Raw genomic sequence first — 17,973 nt, 5'->3', positions numbered from 1 at the left:
TGAAGGTTGCTCTTGCTAGCTCTTCAGGAATTTCAGCAGCTCGGCATTGACCTGATCCGCATGGGTCGCCGTGATGCCGTGCGGTGCGCCGGGATAATAGACATCCTTGGCACCCTTGATCAGCTTGGCTGATTTCACCGCGGAGTCCTTCACGGGCACGATCTGATCGTCCTCGCCATGCAGGACGAGGGTAGGGATGTCGAACTTCTTCAGGTCTTCCGTGAAATCCGTCTCCGAGAACGCCTTCACGCTCTCATAGGCGTTCTTCGCGCCGGCCTGCATGCTCCACAGCCAGAACTGATCCAGCGTGCCCTGGGAGACTTTCGCGCCGGGCCGGTTGGCGCCGTAGAAGGCGATCGCCAAATCCTTGTAATATTGCGACCGATCTCCGGCCACGCCGGCGCGGATGCCGTCGAACACCTCGATCGGCAATCCTTCCGGATTGGCTGGTGTCTTCAGCATGATCGGTGGCACCGCCGCGATCAGCACCGCCTTCTTCACACGCTTGGTGCCGTGGCGGCCGATGTAGCGTGCGACTTCGCCGCCACCCGTGGAATGGCCGACCAGCGTCGCGTCCTTCAGATCGAGCGTCTCGATGACTGCGGCGAGATCGTCGGCATAACCGTTCATGTCATTGCTGTTTGAGGCCTGGCTGGAGCGGCCATGACCGCGGCGGTCATGGGCGACGACACGATAGCCATGCTGGGCCAGAAACAGCATCTGGCCGTCCCACGCGTCCGCATTGAGCGGCCAGCCGTGGGAGAAGGTAACGACCGGGCCCTTGCCCCAGTCCTTGTAATAGATCTCGGTGCCGTCCTTTGTGGTGATGGTGCTCATGGTGCGATGTCCTTTGTGAGCGTGAGGTTTGGTTGGCTTGTCGCCGGCCTTGCCCTCGGCGATCGAGGGCAAGCCGGCAGTGATCGCGGTGATGGCGGCAGCTGCGAGCAGATCGCGGCGGGAGGGTGTCGAGCGCGGAACGTCGTCGGTCATGGTCGGTCCTTGGTTGGCGGAGAGCAGGTTGCGTCGATCAGCCCTTGAGCCAGTCGTCGAGATGGATCGCTCCGATGCGCGCGCCGGCATCGGGCGTCAGGGAGCGATCATTGATCGGCGTGCCGAAATAACCCACGTGGATGTCGGCGATGACCTGGCGTGGGTCCTGCTTTGCCGTCAGATATTTGCGCCCGAGTGCGTCGAGCGGGAGCGGTTCGGGCCCGGCCACCTCGACGACGCCGTTCACCGGGGTGCCCAGGGCCAGGTCCACCATGGCGGCTGCCACGTCCGCAGATGCGATGGGCTGGATCAGGGCTGGCGTCAGGCGAATCACGTCGCCGTCCACGCCGCCTTGCACGATGGCGGGGATGAATTCGAAGAACTGCGTCGCCCGCAGGATCGTGTAGGGCATTCCAGACGCCTTGATGAGATCCTCCTGGGCCAGCTTGGCACGGAAATAGCCGCTGGCTTGAAGGCGCTCGGTCCCGACCACAGACAGGGCCAGATGATGCTGGACGTCTGCGGCCTTTTCCGCCGCGAGCAGGTTGCGGGTGGATGTCTGGAAGAATTCCATCACCGGCCCGTCCTCGAATGATGGTGAATTCGCCACGTCGATGACGACGTTTGTCCCGGACATGGCCTCGGCCAGTCCTTCCCGCGTCAGCGTGTTGACGCCCGTCGACGGCGAGGCGGCGAGGACCTTGTGGCCCAGCTTCCTCAAGCCGCTCACGACCTGCGTACCGATGAGGCCGCTACCTCCGATGACGACGATTTTCATGATATTTTCTCCCTTTCACACGGTGACGATCGTGTGGGCGGACCATGCGCCGCGGCGCACAGGAAGACTTTGCCGCAATCTTCGTTTTCTCTTGAGTTTCGCTTGGATGTTCGTTCAGAAAGGGCCGGCTGGCACGTCACCGCCGATGGCGCGCGACAGGCCAGTTTGTGGGGTCGGTTCTGTTGCCTCCTGAAGGTCTTGACGGTTCATTGCCGCCGGCCGAAAACGCAGGCAGTCATGGAGCGCCGAGTGCCGTATCTGTTCGCAGGCTATGTCCTCGATCCCGACCGCAGAGAACTGTCACATGGCAGCGACAAAGTGGCGATCACGCCGCAGGCTTTCGACCTGCTGCTGCATCTGGTGAAGAACCGCGACCACGTCGTCAGCAAGGATGCCCTTCTCGACGCCGTTTGGGCGGGACGGATCGTGTCCGAATCGACGCTGGCCAGTCACATCAATGCGGTACGCAAGGCGCTGGGCGATAGCGGCGATGAACAGCGGCTGCTGAAAACGGTCGCGCGCAAGGGCTTTCGTTTCGTCGGCGATGTGACCGAGACGGCAATGCCGGCGCAGTCTGACGCGGCGGTTGCCGATCACGCCACATCGACGGTGAACCCGGACGCCGCGCTGACGTTGCCCGATCGGCCGTCGATCGCAGTGCTGCCGTTCCTCAATCTGAGCGGCGATCCGCAGCAGGACTATTTTGTCGATGGCATGGTTGAGGACATCATCCTCGCGCTGTCGCGGCTTCGCTGGCTGTTCGTCATCGCTCGCAACTCCAGTTTCACGTTTAAAGGCCGTGCCGTGGACGTCCGCGAGGTCGGGCGCGAACTTGGCGTGCGCTATGTGCTGGAAGGCAGCGTGCGCCGTGTGGCGAACCGCGTGCGCATCACCGGACAGCTCGTCGATACCACCACGGGCATGCATCTGTGGGGCGAGCGCTTTGAGAGCGTTGTTGATGACATCTTCGATCTGCAGGATCAGGTCACGGAAAGCGTCGTGGGCGCCATCGCGCCGCAGCTTGAATTTGCCGAGATCGAACGCGCCAAACGGAAGCCGACTGAAAGCCTCGACGCCTACGATTACTACCTGCGTGGACTGGCGAATTTTCATGTGTCGACGCGCGATGGAATCGACGCAGCATTGGCGAATTTCTACAAAGCCATCGAGCTCGATCCCGACTTCGCTGCGGCCTATGGGATGGCCGCGGGATGCTTCTACTGGCGCAAGATGAACCGCTGGCTTTCCGATCGTGTGGCTGACGGGCGTGAAGCGGCGCGGCTTGCCGAACGCGCCGTCACGCTCGGCAAGAACGACGCGGTAGCGCTGACACGCGGCGGCCATGCCTGGCCGCATTTCGGCGGCGACCTGCATGCCTGCGTCGCCTATGTCGATCGTGCGCTGGTGCTCAATCCCAATCTCTCGACGATCTGGTACCTCGGCGGCTATCAACGCGTTTCGCTCGGCGAACACGACGAGGCCATCGCCTATTTTTCACGCGCCATGCGGCTCAGTCCGCTCGATCCCGAGACATTCCAGATGCATACGGGAATCGCGATGTCGCATCTCTATTCGCGACGCTTTGATACCGCGCTCGATTGCTTGCGGGAGGCGTCGCGCGAGGTGCCGAACATTCTCCGTGTTGCTGCATTCCAGGCGGCCGCGCATGCTCTGGGTGGGCGAATGGAAGAGGCGCGTGAGGCGATGGGCCATGTGCGCCGGCTCGATCCCACATTGCGGCTCAGCAATATTGACGACTGGCTGCTGGTGCGGCGACCGCAGGACTTCGCACTGGCATCGGAGGGCCTGCGAAAAGCCGGCCTTCCGGAGTGAACCTGGCTGAAAGATAAAATTCCCATAGCGCGGCGACATTACCAACATCTCATATTCACGCCCTGTTTGTTACAGCTTGCGCCTGCTAGAACAGGGGATGACTTCCAGAACCTTCCATTTCCGCACGTCCCGAGCGTGACCCGTGACGGCTATCGGTAAACTGTTTCGCACGACGGCCTTCCGGTTGACGTTGGCCTATCTGCTGCTGTTCGCGCTGTTTGCAGCATCGCTGCTCGGCTATTTCGCCTGGAATACACACCGGCTGATCAACGATCAGATCACGACCACGGTCGATGACGAAATGACCGAGCTGAGCGATCTGTTCGGGCGGCGCGGCTTGCGGGGAATCGTGGGCGCCATCGAGAACCGGGCGCTGCGTCCTGGCGCCAACCTCTATCTGATCACGACACCGGCGGGTCAATCCATCGCCGGCAACGTGTCCTCATTGGCGCCCGGCGTGATGGCGACCACGGGCTGGTCCGAGACCGCCTATCGCCGCCTCGACGATCCCGACTCGTCCAACCATCGCGCGCTGGTGAAGGTGACGCAATTGAGCAGCGGCTTCCGGCTGCTGATCGGCCATGATCTCGAGGAACGCCGGCGTCTATTCGACATCGTCGGCGATGCCGCGAAGTGGTCGGTGTTGATCGTCGTTGTCCTTGGACTCGGCGGCGGCATCTTCGTCGCCAGCCGCGTGCTACGGCGGATCGACGCGATGACCGGCACCACCCAGCGTATCATGGCGGGCGATCTCTCTGGTCGTCTGCCGGTCGGACGCAGCGGCGACGAACTCGACCGTCTCGCGGAAAATCTCAATGCCATGCTGGAGCGCATCGAAGCGCTGATGACAGGACTGAAGGAAGTCTCGGACAATATCGCCCATGACCTCAAGACGCCGCTCACGCGGCTGCGCAATCGGGCGGAGGAGGCGCTGGCGCGATCCAGCAACGAGGCCGAATATCGTGCGGCGCTGGAACGCACCATCGAGGAATCCGATGGCCTGATCCGGACCTTCAATGCGCTGTTGATGATCGCACGTGCCGAATCGGGCCAGGCGCGCGGCAATATGGACAATTTCGATGCTGCCGAGGTCGCCCTGGGCATCCACGAGCTCTATGAACCGCTTGCTGAAGACAGCGATCTTACGCTGACCGTCAAGACCGCGGCTGCGCCGCTGCGTGGCAATCGCGAACTGATCAGCCAGGCGCTCGCCAATCTCGTCGAAAACGCCATCAAATATGGCAAACCTGCGATCACAGACGAGAATGCCGATAGCGCAGGCGCTGCGGCCGCCAAGGACATCGTGATCGAGGCGCGGCGCGAGGGCGATCAGGTGCTGCTCAGCGTGTCCGATCATGGTCCAGGCATTCCCGAAGCCGATCGGAAACATGCGGTGGAGCGCTTCGTGCGGCTGGAAGCGAGCCGCACATTGCCCGGTTCCGGCCTCGGTCTCAGTCTTGCATCTGCCGTGGCCACGCTGCACGGCGGTGAATTGCAGCTGGGCGACAATCATCCAGGGTTGCGGGTCACGTTGGCGCTGCCGGCAGTGGCCGCCGAAGGCCTTGCAGGTCAAACGGGGAATGTGCCACAGAAGTCGGCATGACCTCAGCCGCAACAGGCGAGGGCCAGCTCCCGCTGGCCGCGCAATTCGTCAGCGGACCGCAGCTGTTCGCCCCCGCCGATGCCGAGCAGCGCTTCGGCGAATGGCTCGCCGATATCGCGCCGGACGATGCTGCCGCATTTCGCGCGATCACCGACCAATTTCCGCATGCCAGGGTGATCCTGCTCGGCATTGCCGAGGCGTCGCCCTATCTGTTCGATCTGATCCGTGCCGATGCCGCACGTGCATTGCGGCTGCTGCATTGCGATCCCGATCGCCATCTTACCACTCTGATCGCCGAGACCTCCGCGAATGTCGCTGCCGCCGGCGGCGATCCCGATGTCATGCATCTGCTGCGACGCATGAAATCCGAAGCAGCCTTGTTGATTGCGCTGTGCGATATCGGTGGCGTCTGGCCGGTGATGCGCGTCACGCGGGCGCTGACCGATCTCGCTGTATCCTCCGTCCAGACGACGGTGCGCTATCTCCTGCGCCAGGACATGGCACGCAAGCGTATCCTGCCGCCGGATCCCGAGAATCCGGAGCAGGGCAGCGGCCTGATTGTGCTGGCGATGGGCAAGATGGGCGCCGGCGAGCTGAACTATTCCAGCGACATAGACCTGATCGTTTTCTTCGATCTCGAGGCGCATACGTTGGCCGAGGATATCGAGCCGAATTCATTCTTCGTGCGTATTGCGCAGGGCGTGTCGCGGCTGCTGCAGCAGCGCACCGGCGACGGGTACGTGTTCCGCGTCGATCTGCGGCTGCGGCCAGATCCGGCCTCAACGCCGGTGGCGGTCTCGACCGCGTCGGCGCTGCATTACTATGAGCGCGAGGGGCGCACATGGGAACGCGCGGCAATGATCAAGGCGCTGCCTTGCGCCGGTGACTTCAAGGCCGGTGAAGCACTGCTGGCCGAGATCGCGCCGTTCGTCTGGCGCAAGCATCTGGATTTCGCCGCGCTGGCCGATGTCCATGACATGAAACGGCAGATGCAGACGTTTCGCGGGCAGAATGAAATCTCTGTCGAGGGACATAATGTCAAGGTCGGGCGCGGCGGCATCCGTGAGATCGAGTTCTTTGCGCAGACCCAGCAGCTGATTGCCGGCGGGCGCCATCCGGAATTGCGCGTGCGGCCGACGCTGGAGGCGCTGAACATTCTCGCTGCCAGCAACTGGATCACCTTTGAGGCGCGCGATGAACTGACGCTCGCCTATGAATTCCTGCGCCGTGTCGAGCATCGACTGCAGATGGTGGCCGACGAACAGACTCATTCGCTGCCCGATGACGTCGGCGCCATGGAACGCTTTACGCGCTTCTTCGGCCATGACAGCCGCGAGTCATTTGCCAGCGATTTGCTCGGGCATCTCAATTGCGTGCAGGGGCATTATGGCCGCCTGTTCGAGGGCGATCCGACCGATAACGTCCATCTGCCGGCCGTCGACTATAAAGCAGGCGCAACGGACCAGCGGTTGCTCGAACATTTCACCAAGCTCGGCTTCCGCAAGCCCGCCATGGTGGCGGAGACGGTGCAGCACTGGATGACGGATGACTATCGCGCGCTCAAATATGAGGGCACGCGGCAGGCATTCATGGAATTCGTGCCTTCGCTGATCGTCGGGCTTGCCGATGCCGAGGAGCCGGATCTTGCGGTCGTTGCGTTCGACCGCTTTCTGCAGGCGTTGCAGCGCGGCGGCAGGCTGATTTCGCTGCTCAGCCAGAACCGCGATCTCGTCGCGCTGGTGGCGCTCGTGCTCGGCGCGGCGCCGCGTCTGGGTGACATGCTGGCGCGGCAGCCGCAGATCATGGACGGCCTCATCGATCCGCGCTTCTTCGGCGCCATGCCGGACCAGCGCGAGCTGTCCGCGCGTCTTGCGGCGACCCTCGAAGATGCCAATTCCTATGAAGAGTTTCTCGATCGTCTGAGGCTGTTCGGGCAGGAGAGCCTGTTCCTGATCGGCACGCGTATTCTGTCGGGCACGGTGTCGGCGCAGCAGGCCGGGATTGCATTCGCCGACGTCGCCGAAGGTATCGCGCATACGCTGCATGGGCTTGTGCTCGATCAGTTCGTGGCCCAGCACGGCCGCATCAAGGATCAGCAGACCGCCATCGTGGCCATGGGCAAGCTCGGCAGTCGCGAGATGACGGCTGCATCGGATCTCGATCTGATTTTGATTTACGACTTCGATCACGATGCGCCGGACTCAGATGGACCGCGCCCGCTGCACGGTGCGCAGTATTTTGCGCGGCTGACGCAGCGCCTGATCAGCGCCTTCACCACGCGCACCAATTATGGCGTGCTCTACGAGGTCGATATGCGGCTTCGCCCGTCGGGTCGCGCAGGACCGCTGGCGTCGCGCATCGACTCCTTCGCAGAATATCAGGAGACCGAGGCCTGGACCTGGGAGCACATGGCGCTGACGCGCGCGCGGGTGATTTCGGCGACGCCCGCGTTCCGCGAGAAAATTGAACTGGTCATCCGCGACGTGCTGACGCGTCCGCGTGAAACCACGATCATCGCCAATGATGTTGCCGAGATGCGTCAAGCCATCGCCGAGGAAAAGGGCGAAGACGATATCTGGGACCTGAAACATGCCGCGGGTGGCATGGTCGATATCGAATTCATCGCGCAATATCTGCAGCTGGTACATGCGGCAGAGAAGCCCGAGATCCTCAGCATCAGTACGCAGCAGGTGCTGGAGAATGCGGCGCGACTGGGCATTCTGTCGCCGGCTGCTGTCGATGTGCTGCGTCCGGCGGTGCGGCTCTATCACGACCTCACGCAGGTTCTGCGGCTATGCGTGAGCGACAAGTTCAAGCCGGAGACGGCAGGCACGGATCTGTTGCGCATACTCGCACGCGTGAGCAACGAGCCGGACTTCTCTTCGTTGCAAGCACGGGTGCGCGATATGCAAGCCGACGTGCGGCAGGTGTTCCGCGCGGTTGTCGAAGGTCAGACATAGACGTATCTGCCGCGCCGTGTGGCGGGCATGCGAGTTGTGTATGACCGGCTGCGTATGATCTCGCGTGAACGGCTGGATAGATTCTAAACCCGCCGCATTGTGACCGCACCCTGACGTCCTGTAGGTCCGCATCTCGTTTGCCGATGACATGCGGCTTGAGATGTTGCAGCTGCCTGCGCCCGAATGTCGCAGCATCGGCGATGCCGTCATGCACACTGAAATGAAACCGCCGATATGGAGTCGACATGCAGGTTCTAGGCTTCCGCGCCGCTACTGTTGCTCTTGCCTTGATCGCTGCATTTGCTCCGAACGGGACCAAGGCGGATGAAATCTCTCTGATCGAGAAGTCACTTCCCGGAGAGGGGCAGCGCCCGCAAGCGATCGTTGTCGGCCCGGATGGAAATTTGTGGGTGACGGAAGTCATCAAGCACCAGATTTTTCGGGTCACGCCAAACGGTGAGATGAGTTCCTTTCGCGTTCCGGGCGATCAGGTCGGAGTTATTCAGGGGATCACGTCTGGCCCTGACGGCAATCTCTGGTTCACGTCACGCGAAGAGAACGCTATTCGCCGGATTTCAACCAAAGGGGAATTCAACGGGACATTTGCGATCCCCTCACAGGCGACGACACCCACGAAATTCAACACGGGATCATGGCCGCGCGGCATTACGGTCGGTCCCGACGGACAGATCTGGTTTGCGGAAATGGCGGCGAACAAAATCGGCCGCGTGACGCTGAGCGGTCAGTTTTCCGAGTTCGCAATCCCAACCGAGAATGCCGAAGCCTATGGCGTGGTGACAGGTCCAGATCAGAATTTATGGTTCACGGAAAGCGGTGCCGGGAAGATCGGAAGGCTCGACGTCAAGACGGGAAAGATCGCTGAATTCCCGCTCGGCAATCCGAAGTCGCGCCCGCGCGACATTACGGTCGGGCCGGATGGTCATCTCTGGTTTTCGATGAATGGCTCCGATCACATCGGCAGAATTTCCATGGCTGGGGAGATCAAGGAATTTCCATTGCCGGCAGAGACGCGCCCCATTGGTATAGCCGCGGGAGCCGATGGCAATGTCTGGTTCACCGCTTTCAAATCTCACAAGATCGGCCGCATCACGCCGACAGGTGAAGTTTCGTTCTTCGATCTCAAGACGGAGAACGCACAGCCCTTTGGCATGACGAAAGGGCCGAACGGCGTGGTCTGGTTCACGTCTCAGGCCAATCAGGTCGGACACGTTGACATCACGGCAAAGCGTCAGTGATGATCGTGATAGCGCGCCGCAAGGGAGCGCGAGCGCGCTGCTATCCAAGCTGATAATGTGCAGGGTTCCAGAGTAAAATGAAGTCCTGCAGAATTCATCGTCTGTGTCAAATCGCATGCGCGCGGTAGCGAGTTGCATGCGGCATTCCGCGTATGAAGCGGCGTGAAGCATTAGATAGAATCTAGACGCGCCGCATTGTGACCGCACCATGTCATCCTGTAGGCCCCATTGAGTTAGTCGACAGAAGTCGACGAAGTTTTTTGGGGCGACTGATTCAATGACGCGCAGAACTACACTTCACAAGAAAACCCTTTTGGCTGCTGTGAGCGCATTCGCGTTATTGCTTGATGCCGACGCAACGGTTGTTGCGCAGACCTCGCAAGCGCTGCCCGCCGTTGAAGTACATGCGCCAACGCCGCGTGCGGTCCGTCGTGTCGCGCCGCGCCGAAATGCCGCAGTCACGCCGCGGGCGACGCCGCGGCCGGTGGAGCGCCGCACACCCGCGACGCCCCCGACTGGCATGATCGGCTCGCTGCCGGCGGCTTATGCGGGTGGCCAAGTCGCATCCGGCAGCCAGGTTGGTTTGCTCGGCAATCGCGGCGTTATCGATACTCCGTTCAACCAGACCAGCTATACGGCGCAGACGATTCAGGATCAGCAGGCGCGCAAGCTCGACGACGTGTTCGCGAACGATCCGTCGGTGCGTGTCACCGTGCCGCGTCTCAGCGGTTTTGATCAATTGAATATTCGCGGCTTCAGCGTGTCCAGCACGGCTTACGGGCTGAACGGACTTTACGGTATCGCGTCGGCGTTCTCGCTCTCGTCGCTGTCAGCCATCGAGCGCGTGGAAGTTCTGAAGGGGCCGTCAGCCCTGCTCAATGGCATGCCGCCCGGCGGTGGCGGCGTCGGCGGCAGCGTCAATCTGGTGACCAAGCGGGCGGGCGACGTGCCGCTTGCGCAGATCACGAACACCTATTCGTCGCGGTCGCAATTTGGCACGCAACTGGATGTCGGCCAGAGATTCGGCGAGTTCAAGGAATTCGGCGTTCGCTTCAATGGCAGCTACAAGGACGGTGCCACGGAACTTGCCAATCAGAACCAGGAAGTCGGCAATGCGTTTGTCGGGCTAGACTATCGCGGCGAGCGGGTGCGCCTCTCAGCCGATATCGGCTACGAGAACAACAATGCCACCGCGATGACGCGCTTCGTCGATCTCGGCAATCTCACGGTACTACCAGCAGCGCCGGACGCTCGCGCGAACTACATGCCGAACTGGGGCTTCTGGAATTCGGAGTCGCGTTACGCACTCGTCCAGGGTGAAGTGGATATCACCGAGAATCTCACAGCCTATGCCCAGGCTGGCATCGGCACGAGCAACACGCGATATCTTTATTCCGATATCCGGATGGACAGTCTGAACGGCAACTTCAACGGGACGCCGAGGCGTAACAACCAGAAGCACGAGCGGACGGCGGCCCAGGCAGGCTTCCGCGCGAATGTCGATACCGGCCCGGTCAACCACTCCGTCAATTTCAACGTAGCGATAGCGGAAGCCGAGACGGGTATTCTCAACGTCTCCGGAGCGCTGTTCAGGTCGAACCTGTACAATCCGCGTCAAAGTCCCTTCCCGAACGTGGACGTCGGCGCGCCTCGCAAAACTTCCGGCACGGACCAGTCCAGTTTCGGTGTTGCCGATACCATGTCGATCTGGAACAACCGGATCCAGCTCACCGTCGGTGTCCGGCACCAATATGTGGAGTCGGAATCGTTCGCCATGGGCACGGGAACGAGGACCGGCGGTTACGATGCATCGGCGACGACACCAGCCTATGCGCTCGTCATCAAGCCGCTGGAGAACGTCTCGGTTTATGCCAACTATATCGAGGCGCTGGAAACAGGCTCGATTGTCGGCGAGAGTTTTGCCAATGCCGGACAGGTGCTGCCGCCATACCGGTCGACGCAGCATGAGATGGGCGTCAAGATCGACTGGGGACGGGTCACGACCACGGTGAGCGCCTTCGACATCATGCGCCCGTTCCAGATTGTTGATCGTCCGACCAATACCGTGTCGCAGGGAGGCGAAAGCCGTAACCGCGGCGTTGAAATCAATGCGTTTGGCGAGGTGACCGAGGGACTGCGCCTGCTCGGTGGTGTCATGTTCCTCGATGCACGACAGGAGAAGACGGAGAGAGGGACATATGATGGTTTGCGTACCTTCAACGTTCCTGACACGCAGTTTAATCTTGGTGGCGAATGGGACGTACCATTCCTGCGCGGGCTGACGGTGACCGGCCGCGCGATCCATACGGGCGGATATTTTTCGGACCAAGCGAACAAGGTCTCTGGCGCGAGCTGGACACGCTATGACGCGGGGGCTCGCTATACGTTCGCTTCACCGTGGAGCAGCAAGCCCGTTGTGATCAGGTTCTCGGTCGACAATCTGCTCGACAGCAACTACTGGCAGGCGGCGACCAATGATGGATACGTGATCCTCGGTGCGCCGCGCACCTATCTCGTCTCAACGACGTTCAACTTCTAGCCTTGGCTTAGTGCGTCCCGGACGCGGTGCACTTTGATGACACGCGCCGCGCCCGGGACTGTCTTCGAACACTGATCCGCTTGAACCAGACTCTGCGCTGCTTGAGAGACGTGTATCGCAGTTCCTACTGCTCCGGCTTGACCTTGCCGATCTCGACAACTGTCTTCCAGCGGGCGAGTTCTTTTTCCAGGAAGCTCTGAAATTCCGCGCTCGTATTGGCGACGACCTCGAAGCCGCTATCGGTCAGCCGCTTCTTGAGATCGGGCGAGGTGAGGGCGGTGGTGATCGATGTCTCGAGCTTGGTCTTCACATCGGCCGGAAGACCCTTGGGCGCGACGAAGGCCTGCCACGAATAGATATTGAGATCGTCGACGCCGACTTCCTTCATCGTTGGGGTCTGCGGGAATGAATCGGAGCGCGTGTCACTGGTAACGGCCAGAATTTTCATCTTGCCACCTCGGATGTAGTTGGCGACTGCGCCGAGATTCTGGAAGGAGACGTCGACATGTCCGCCCATCAGGTCCGTATGGGCCTGCGAGCCGCCCTTGTAGGGCGTATGGATACCGGTGGTCGCCGTCTTCTGCCAGAACAGCACCGCCGTCAGATGGTCGGACGAGCCCACGCCCGATGAGGCGAACGTGACCTTGTCCGGATTCTTCTTGAGATAGTCGATGAGTTCCTGGACGGTATTGGCCGGGAAATCGGGGCGCGTGATCAGCACGTTGGGATTGCGCACAGCGACACTGAGCAGATCGAAATTCTGGAGCGGGTGATAGCCCGGGTCCTTGTAAAGCACCGGATTGATCGCGATGACCCCGATCGAGCCCACCATCAGTGTGTAGCCATCCGGCTTTGAGCGAGCGAGTTGTGTCGCGCCGATGGAGCCGTTGGCGCCGGGTTTGTTCTCGATGATGAAGGACTGCCCGAAGCCTTCCTGCATCTTCTGCGTGGTCATGCGCGCTGTCGTATCGCTTGCTCCGCCGGCGGTGAAAGGCACGATCACCGTGACGGATTTCGATGGATAGTCTTGCGCGACTGCCATGCCCGGCATTGTCAGACAGAATGCCGCCGCGGCGAGATGGCTCAGTTTCATCGTCGTTTCCTCCACTGGAATGCTTTTGTTTATTGAACAGGCGACAATCTCCGTGTCGCTCTTGTCTTGACGGCTCATCCATCTGCTGAAGAGCAGTGTGGTTCGTGAGTTCGGGAGCTCCCTTCAGTCGGCAACCGCTGGAGTTTTGTTGGTAGATACTTCGCAGATGGCCGCTTTGAAAATTGACAGGTCACACAGGAAAGAACAGCGGTCCCAGTCCAGACCGGCCGTGCCGACGCGCCAATATAGCGACCTGCAACCTTTAGTATAGGTATGGGCAGGGGCCTCCCAAGCGGCCATTTGACGCTTGGGCATCATGCCATGGGCGTTGGCTCGGCCGGGTCAGCGGTAAGCATCGACGCCTAGGCGGCCTCGGAGATTTCCGCTGGCCTGTGTCTGCCGCGGAGCGGGATGGTGACGCAGACCACGGTGCCGGTGCCAAGCTTGGAGCGCAGCTTCATCGATCCGCCATGCAGGTTGGTCAGCGATTTGGCGATAGCGAGGCCGAGGCCCGAGCCGTGATAGGTCTTGGCGAGCTGGCTCTCGACCTGCTCGAACGGGCGTCCCAGACGCTTCAGCGACTGCGGGGCGATGCCGATGCCACTATCGGCGATCATCAGAGCGACGGAGTCGCGCAGCACGCGGCTGCGCACGGTGACACGGCCGCCATCGGGTGTGAACTTCACGGCATTCGAGAGCAGATTGACCAGGATCTGCTTGATGGCGCGGCGGTCGGCCACCACCGGTGCATCAGCCGCGATGTCGGCACTGAGTGTCAGATTCTTGTCGTCGGCGCGGCCGGAGACGACACGCAGAGCTTCGGACAGCGTCTGTCCGAGATCGAGCGGCTCGAGGTCCAGCTGCATACGACCCGCCTCGATCTTCGACATATCGAGAATGTCATTGATGACTTCGAGCAGATAGTGACCGCTGGTGAGAATGTCGTGGCAGTATTCGGCATATTTGTCCGAGCCGAGATTGCCGAACATGCCGCTGCCCATGATTTCCGAGAAGCCGATAATGGCATTCAGCGGCGTGCGTAGTTCGTGGCTCATATTGGCCAGGAATTTCGACTTGGTCTGGTTCGCTTCTTCGGCGCGGTTCTTCTCGTCGGAATATTTCTGGGCCAGGTCGGCGAGTTCGAGCGCCTGTTTCTCCAGCGCAGCCTGGGAGTGCTTGAGATCGATGACGCTGGCGCGAAGGCGCAGATCGTTGTCGACCAGCTTGTGCTCGTGCTCCTTGATACGGGTAATGTCGGTGCCGACGGAGACGTAGCCGCCGTCCTTGGTGCGGCGCTCGCTGATATGCAGCCAGCTGCCGTCCTCGATCTGCGCTTCGAAGGTACGGGCGCCAGGCGCCGCAGCGCCGGATTCCGCGAGACGCGAGCGGACCTCGGGCATGCTGCCGACTTCGAGCACGGTCTCGTAGGACGTCCCGGGCGATACTGCCGAGTCCGGCAGCTTGTGCAGGCGCTGGAAATGCGAGTTGCAGAGCACCAGGCGATCTTCCGCGTCCCACAGCACGAAGGCTTCGGGAATGGTCTCGATGGCGTCGCGCAGCCGGACGTCGGCCTCGACGGTCTTCTCGGCGAGGCTCTTCTGTTCGGTGACGTCGATGGCGATGCCGATCAGGTGCTGGCTGCCATCGTTCTGGCCCTGCGCGAGTTCGCAGCGCAATTGCAGCCAGATCCAGTGGCCGTTGCTGTGCTGCATGCGGAAGGTCTGGTCGATGTGATCGATCTTGAACGAAATCAATTGATCGGCGATCTCGAACAGGTTGATGTCGTCGGATTGTACCAGCGCGTTGACTTCGCCGAAGGTCAGCAGGTCACTGCGGCTGTCGAGGCCCAGCATGGTGAACATCGACTGCGACCAGAAGATACGACCGCGCGACAGATCCCAGTCCCACAATCCGCAGCGGCCGCGATTGAGGGCAGTGTCGATGCGGCCGCGTACGGCGTCGTTGATCGCATCGCCTTCGCGGGCACGGGTCGATTGCCAGTGGAAGGCGAAGCCGAGGATCAGTACCACGAAGCCGGTGGTGGCCGAGAGCGTGATCGACAGCGCGGAGTCCGAGCGCCAGATCGGCTCGTTGTTCTCCTGAATGACAACCACCTGTCCCGGCAGCGCCTTGACGATGCGACGGGTGGCCAATGCATGGCTGTTGTCGGGCAGCTTCACATCGACGACGTCAGTGCGTGGACCCTGCGCAGCCATGGTCTGCGTTGCGCTGAGGACGTCGAGGATGCGATTGGCGTCGCCAGGCGGCAGGTCGATCGGCACGCGCGCGAGAATGCTCTGATCGGCACCCAGCACGATGACGTGGCGTCCCCCCGCGATCCCCCAGGATGGAATCAAACTGGGCAGCAGGCTCTGCAGGCGCTCGACGGCGGCAGAGCGATCCTGACGGATGGTGCCGTTGCGTTCTAGACGCTCGGCGAGCAGATCGGCGAGCGCTGCGAGATCGCGCTTCATCGATGCCTGCTTCTGCCGGCTCTGATCGACCACCTGCACGAAGGCGCCGAAGAAGATCGTGATGAGAAAAGCGATGATGAGTGTAGGGACGGCTCGGCGAAGTGCCGGCTCTGCGATCAGCAGCCTGTGATAGGCCGGTTTCGCGATAGACTGCGCCAATCCTTTGATCGAATCGGATTGGACGCATGCGTTGTCCGCATGCGCACGCGCCATACCTAAGCCCCCTCGGAAGAATCTCGCCCGCGTCGCTCGAAACAACTGCCCCGCCACTTCGAATCGCAAGACCAATAAGAATCCACTTTGCCAGGGCTGTCGAGAGTCAACGAAACGTTAACGTGAAATAAATCGTATCCACCGGAGAATTTCATCACTGTTCGGTACTTGCATGAGTCCGAAACAGGAACGCCGCGCATGAGAATCACGCGCGGCGTTGAAATCGAAGACTCGCAGAACGCGCGTTACAACGTGACCACGATCTTGCCGAGATGCTTGTTGGCTTCCATGTGGTCGAACGCCGTTCCGATGTCGTCGAATGTGTAGACCTTGTCGATCGGCAGTTTCAGTTGGCCGGCTTCGATAGCGGGCCAGATGTCCGCACGCACCGCACTGAAGATGTCGCGAATCTCCTGCAGTGACCTCGTGCGGAAGGTCACGCCGATATAGGTGATGCGGCGTGCGGCATGGAGATCGAAATTGAAATCGCCGTGGGTGCCGCCGAGGCGGCCGACATTGACGATGCGTCCCATCACCTTCGTGGCTTTCAGGTTCTGGTTGGCGACGGGGCCCGAGATCTGGTCGACGATCAGATCGACGCCGTCGCCGTCCGTGGCCTTGAGCACCTGATCGACCCAGCCGGCATCCTTCGAATCGATGGCGAGGTCGGCGCCGAAGTCCTTCAGCCGGGCGCGACGTGCAGGGTCGGTGGATGAGCCGATCACCGTCTTTGCGCCCTTGAGTCTGGCGATCTGCAGCGCCATCAGGCCGACGCCGGAGCTGGCGCCCTGGATCAGCACGGATTGGCCGGGCTGCAGTCCGCCATTCGTCACCAGCGCATTGTGCATCGTGGTGATGGCGACGGGCAGGGTGCAGGCATCCTCGAAGCTCATGCTGGCTGGCATGTGGAACAGCCGGCCGTGATCGGTGACTGCGAATTCGGCAAAGGCCGCACCGCCGGAACCCATCACGCGATCCCCGACCTTGACGCCCTTGGCCTCCGGGCCGAGTTCGGCGATCTCACCCGCCCATTCCATTCCCAGCACCGTGCCGACGCCGCCGGCAGCACCGTGGACATGGCCTTTGGTCATGCCGAGGTCGGCGCGGTTGAGGCCGCAGGCCTTCACCTTGACCAGCACCTGCGTGCCCGTGGGTGAGGGTTTCGGGGCATCACCGATCGCAGCGCCGTTGGCGCCGTAGACATAAGCTTTCATGGCTCTGCTTTCCGTTCCGTCTATTCAGCGGCCTGGCGCTGGCTGCCATCAAGCATGGCTTCGAAGCGTGCGCGGATAATCGTCTCGGCATCATGCATGATGCGCGACACGAGTTCCTGGCAGCTCGGAATGTCGTGGATCAGGCCCTGGACCTGGCCGGCCGACCAGATGCCGTCTTCGGCATCGCCGTGCGAGTAGACCAGCTTGCCGCGGGCGCCGGCGACAAGTTCCTTGATCTGCTCGAAAGTGGCGCCTTCCTTCTCCATGGCGACGACCTGTTTGCTTACCGCGTTCCTGGCGACGCGCGAGGTGTTGCGCATGGTGCGGAAGATCAGGTCGGTCTCGCGCTCGTCATTGGCAACGATGCGCTCCTTCACCAGCTGATGGATCGGGCTTTCCTTGGTGCACATGAAGCGCGTGCCCATGTTGATGCCCTCGGCACCAAGCGCCAGCGCGGCGACAAGGCCGCGGCCGTCACCGAAGCCGCCCGAGGCGATCATCGGGATCTTGATCTTGTCGGCCGCGGCCGGGATCAGGATCAGGCCGGGGGTGTCGTCCTCACCGGGATGGCCGGCGCATTCGAAGCCGTCGATGGAGATCGCATCGACGCCCATCCGCTCGGCGGAGAGGCCGTGGCGCACGCTGGTGCATTTATGGATGACCTTGATGCCGTGCTTCTTGAATTCGGTGACGTGTTCCTGCGGCTTGTTGCCGGCAGTCTCGACCACCTTGATGCCGGCCTCGATGATGGCCTGGCGATATTCCGCATAGGGTGGCGGCTTGATGGTCGGCAGAATGGTCAGGTTCACGCCGAACGGCTTGTCGGTCATGTCGCGGCAGCGCGCGATTTCCTTGGTGAGGTCTTCCGGCGTCGGCTGGGTCAGTGCGGTGATCAGGCCGAGCGCGCCGGCATTGGCCACCGCGGCGACGAGCTCGGCGCGGCCGACCCACTGCATGCCGCCCTGGACGATCGGGTGTTCGACACCCACGAGCTCGGTGAAGCGCGTCTTGATCATGATG

At 61.5% G+C, this 17,973-nt stretch carries 11 protein-coding genes; 5 read left to right on the top strand and 6 right to left on the bottom strand.

What is annotated here, in order from left to right:
• Window positions 1-15: 15 nt before the first annotated feature.
• Both AB8A23_RS23600 and AB8A23_RS23595 read right to left on the bottom strand, forming a co-directional pair.
• Window positions 16-990, bottom strand: coding sequence for an alpha/beta fold hydrolase (locus AB8A23_RS23600; RefSeq protein ID WP_439058063.1), 975 nt, complete (start codon window positions 988-990; stop codon window positions 16-18).
• A gap of 37 nt (window positions 991-1,027) precedes the next feature.
• Window positions 1,028-1,768 (bottom strand): SDR family oxidoreductase, encoded by a 741-nt coding sequence (locus AB8A23_RS23595; RefSeq protein WP_439058064.1) that lies wholly within the window; start codon window positions 1,766-1,768, stop codon window positions 1,028-1,030.
• Between the two features lie 249 nt (window positions 1,769-2,017).
• Here AB8A23_RS23595 and AB8A23_RS23590 point away from each other — a divergent pair, with 249 nt between their 5' ends.
• From AB8A23_RS23590 to AB8A23_RS23570, 5 genes are all read left to right on the top strand, one after another.
• Complete coding sequence (locus tag AB8A23_RS23590; RefSeq protein WP_439058065.1) at window positions 2,018-3,601, top strand: winged helix-turn-helix domain-containing tetratricopeptide repeat protein; 1,584 nt, start codon at window positions 2,018-2,020, stop codon at window positions 3,599-3,601.
• Between the two features lie 142 nt (window positions 3,602-3,743).
• Window positions 3,744-5,204, top strand: coding sequence for a sensor histidine kinase (locus tag AB8A23_RS23585; RefSeq protein ID WP_439058066.1), 1,461 nt, complete (start codon window positions 3,744-3,746; stop codon window positions 5,202-5,204).
• On the top strand, window positions 5,201-8,164 hold the full coding sequence (locus AB8A23_RS23580; RefSeq protein ID WP_439058067.1) for a bifunctional [glutamine synthetase] adenylyltransferase/[glutamine synthetase]-adenylyl-L-tyrosine phosphorylase: 2,964 nt from the start codon (window positions 5,201-5,203) through the stop codon (window positions 8,162-8,164). Before AB8A23_RS23585 ends, AB8A23_RS23580 begins: the two co-directional genes overlap by 4 nt.
• 245 nt (window positions 8,165-8,409) lie before the next feature.
• Window positions 8,410-9,420 carry a Vgb family protein gene (locus tag AB8A23_RS23575; RefSeq protein ID WP_439058068.1) on the top strand — a complete coding sequence of 337 codons (1,011 nt, stop codon included), beginning with the start codon at window positions 8,410-8,412 and terminating at the stop codon, window positions 9,418-9,420.
• 322 nt (window positions 9,421-9,742) lie between these two features.
• A complete protein-coding gene (locus AB8A23_RS23570) occupies window positions 9,743-11,959 on the top strand; it encodes a TonB-dependent receptor (protein ID WP_439060467.1) in 2,217 nt (738 codons plus the stop codon).
• Between the two features lie 124 nt (window positions 11,960-12,083).
• On the opposite strand, the gene AB8A23_RS23565 is transcribed toward AB8A23_RS23570, so the two are convergent.
• The 4 genes from AB8A23_RS23565 to AB8A23_RS23550 form a co-directional block, all read right to left on the bottom strand.
• Window positions 12,084-13,052, bottom strand: a complete 969-nt coding sequence (locus AB8A23_RS23565; RefSeq protein WP_439058069.1) for a Bug family tripartite tricarboxylate transporter substrate binding protein — start codon at window positions 13,050-13,052, stop codon at window positions 12,084-12,086.
• Window positions 13,053-13,414: 362 nt separating this feature from the next.
• Window positions 13,415-15,739, bottom strand: a complete 2,325-nt coding sequence (locus tag AB8A23_RS23560) for a PAS domain-containing sensor histidine kinase (protein WP_439058070.1) — start codon at window positions 15,737-15,739, stop codon at window positions 13,415-13,417.
• 245 nt (window positions 15,740-15,984) lie between these two features.
• On the bottom strand, window positions 15,985-16,953 hold the full coding sequence (locus tag AB8A23_RS23555; protein ID WP_175367411.1) for a zinc-binding dehydrogenase: 969 nt from the start codon (window positions 16,951-16,953) through the stop codon (window positions 15,985-15,987).
• Window positions 16,954-16,973: 20 nt separating this feature from the next.
• Entirely contained in the window at window positions 16,974-17,969 is a 996-nt protein-coding gene (locus AB8A23_RS23550) for an NAD(P)H-dependent flavin oxidoreductase (RefSeq protein WP_089267106.1), read from the bottom strand.
• Between the last annotated feature and the right edge of the window lie 4 nt (window positions 17,970-17,973).

The organism is Tardiphaga sp. 619_E2_N8_4, assembly GCF_051810905.1.
Lineage (GTDB): Bacteria > Pseudomonadota > Alphaproteobacteria > Rhizobiales > Xanthobacteraceae > Tardiphaga > Tardiphaga robiniae.
The sequence above is the reverse complement of the archived record's forward strand: the minus strand, read 5'-3'. Positions and strand labels throughout refer to the sequence as shown.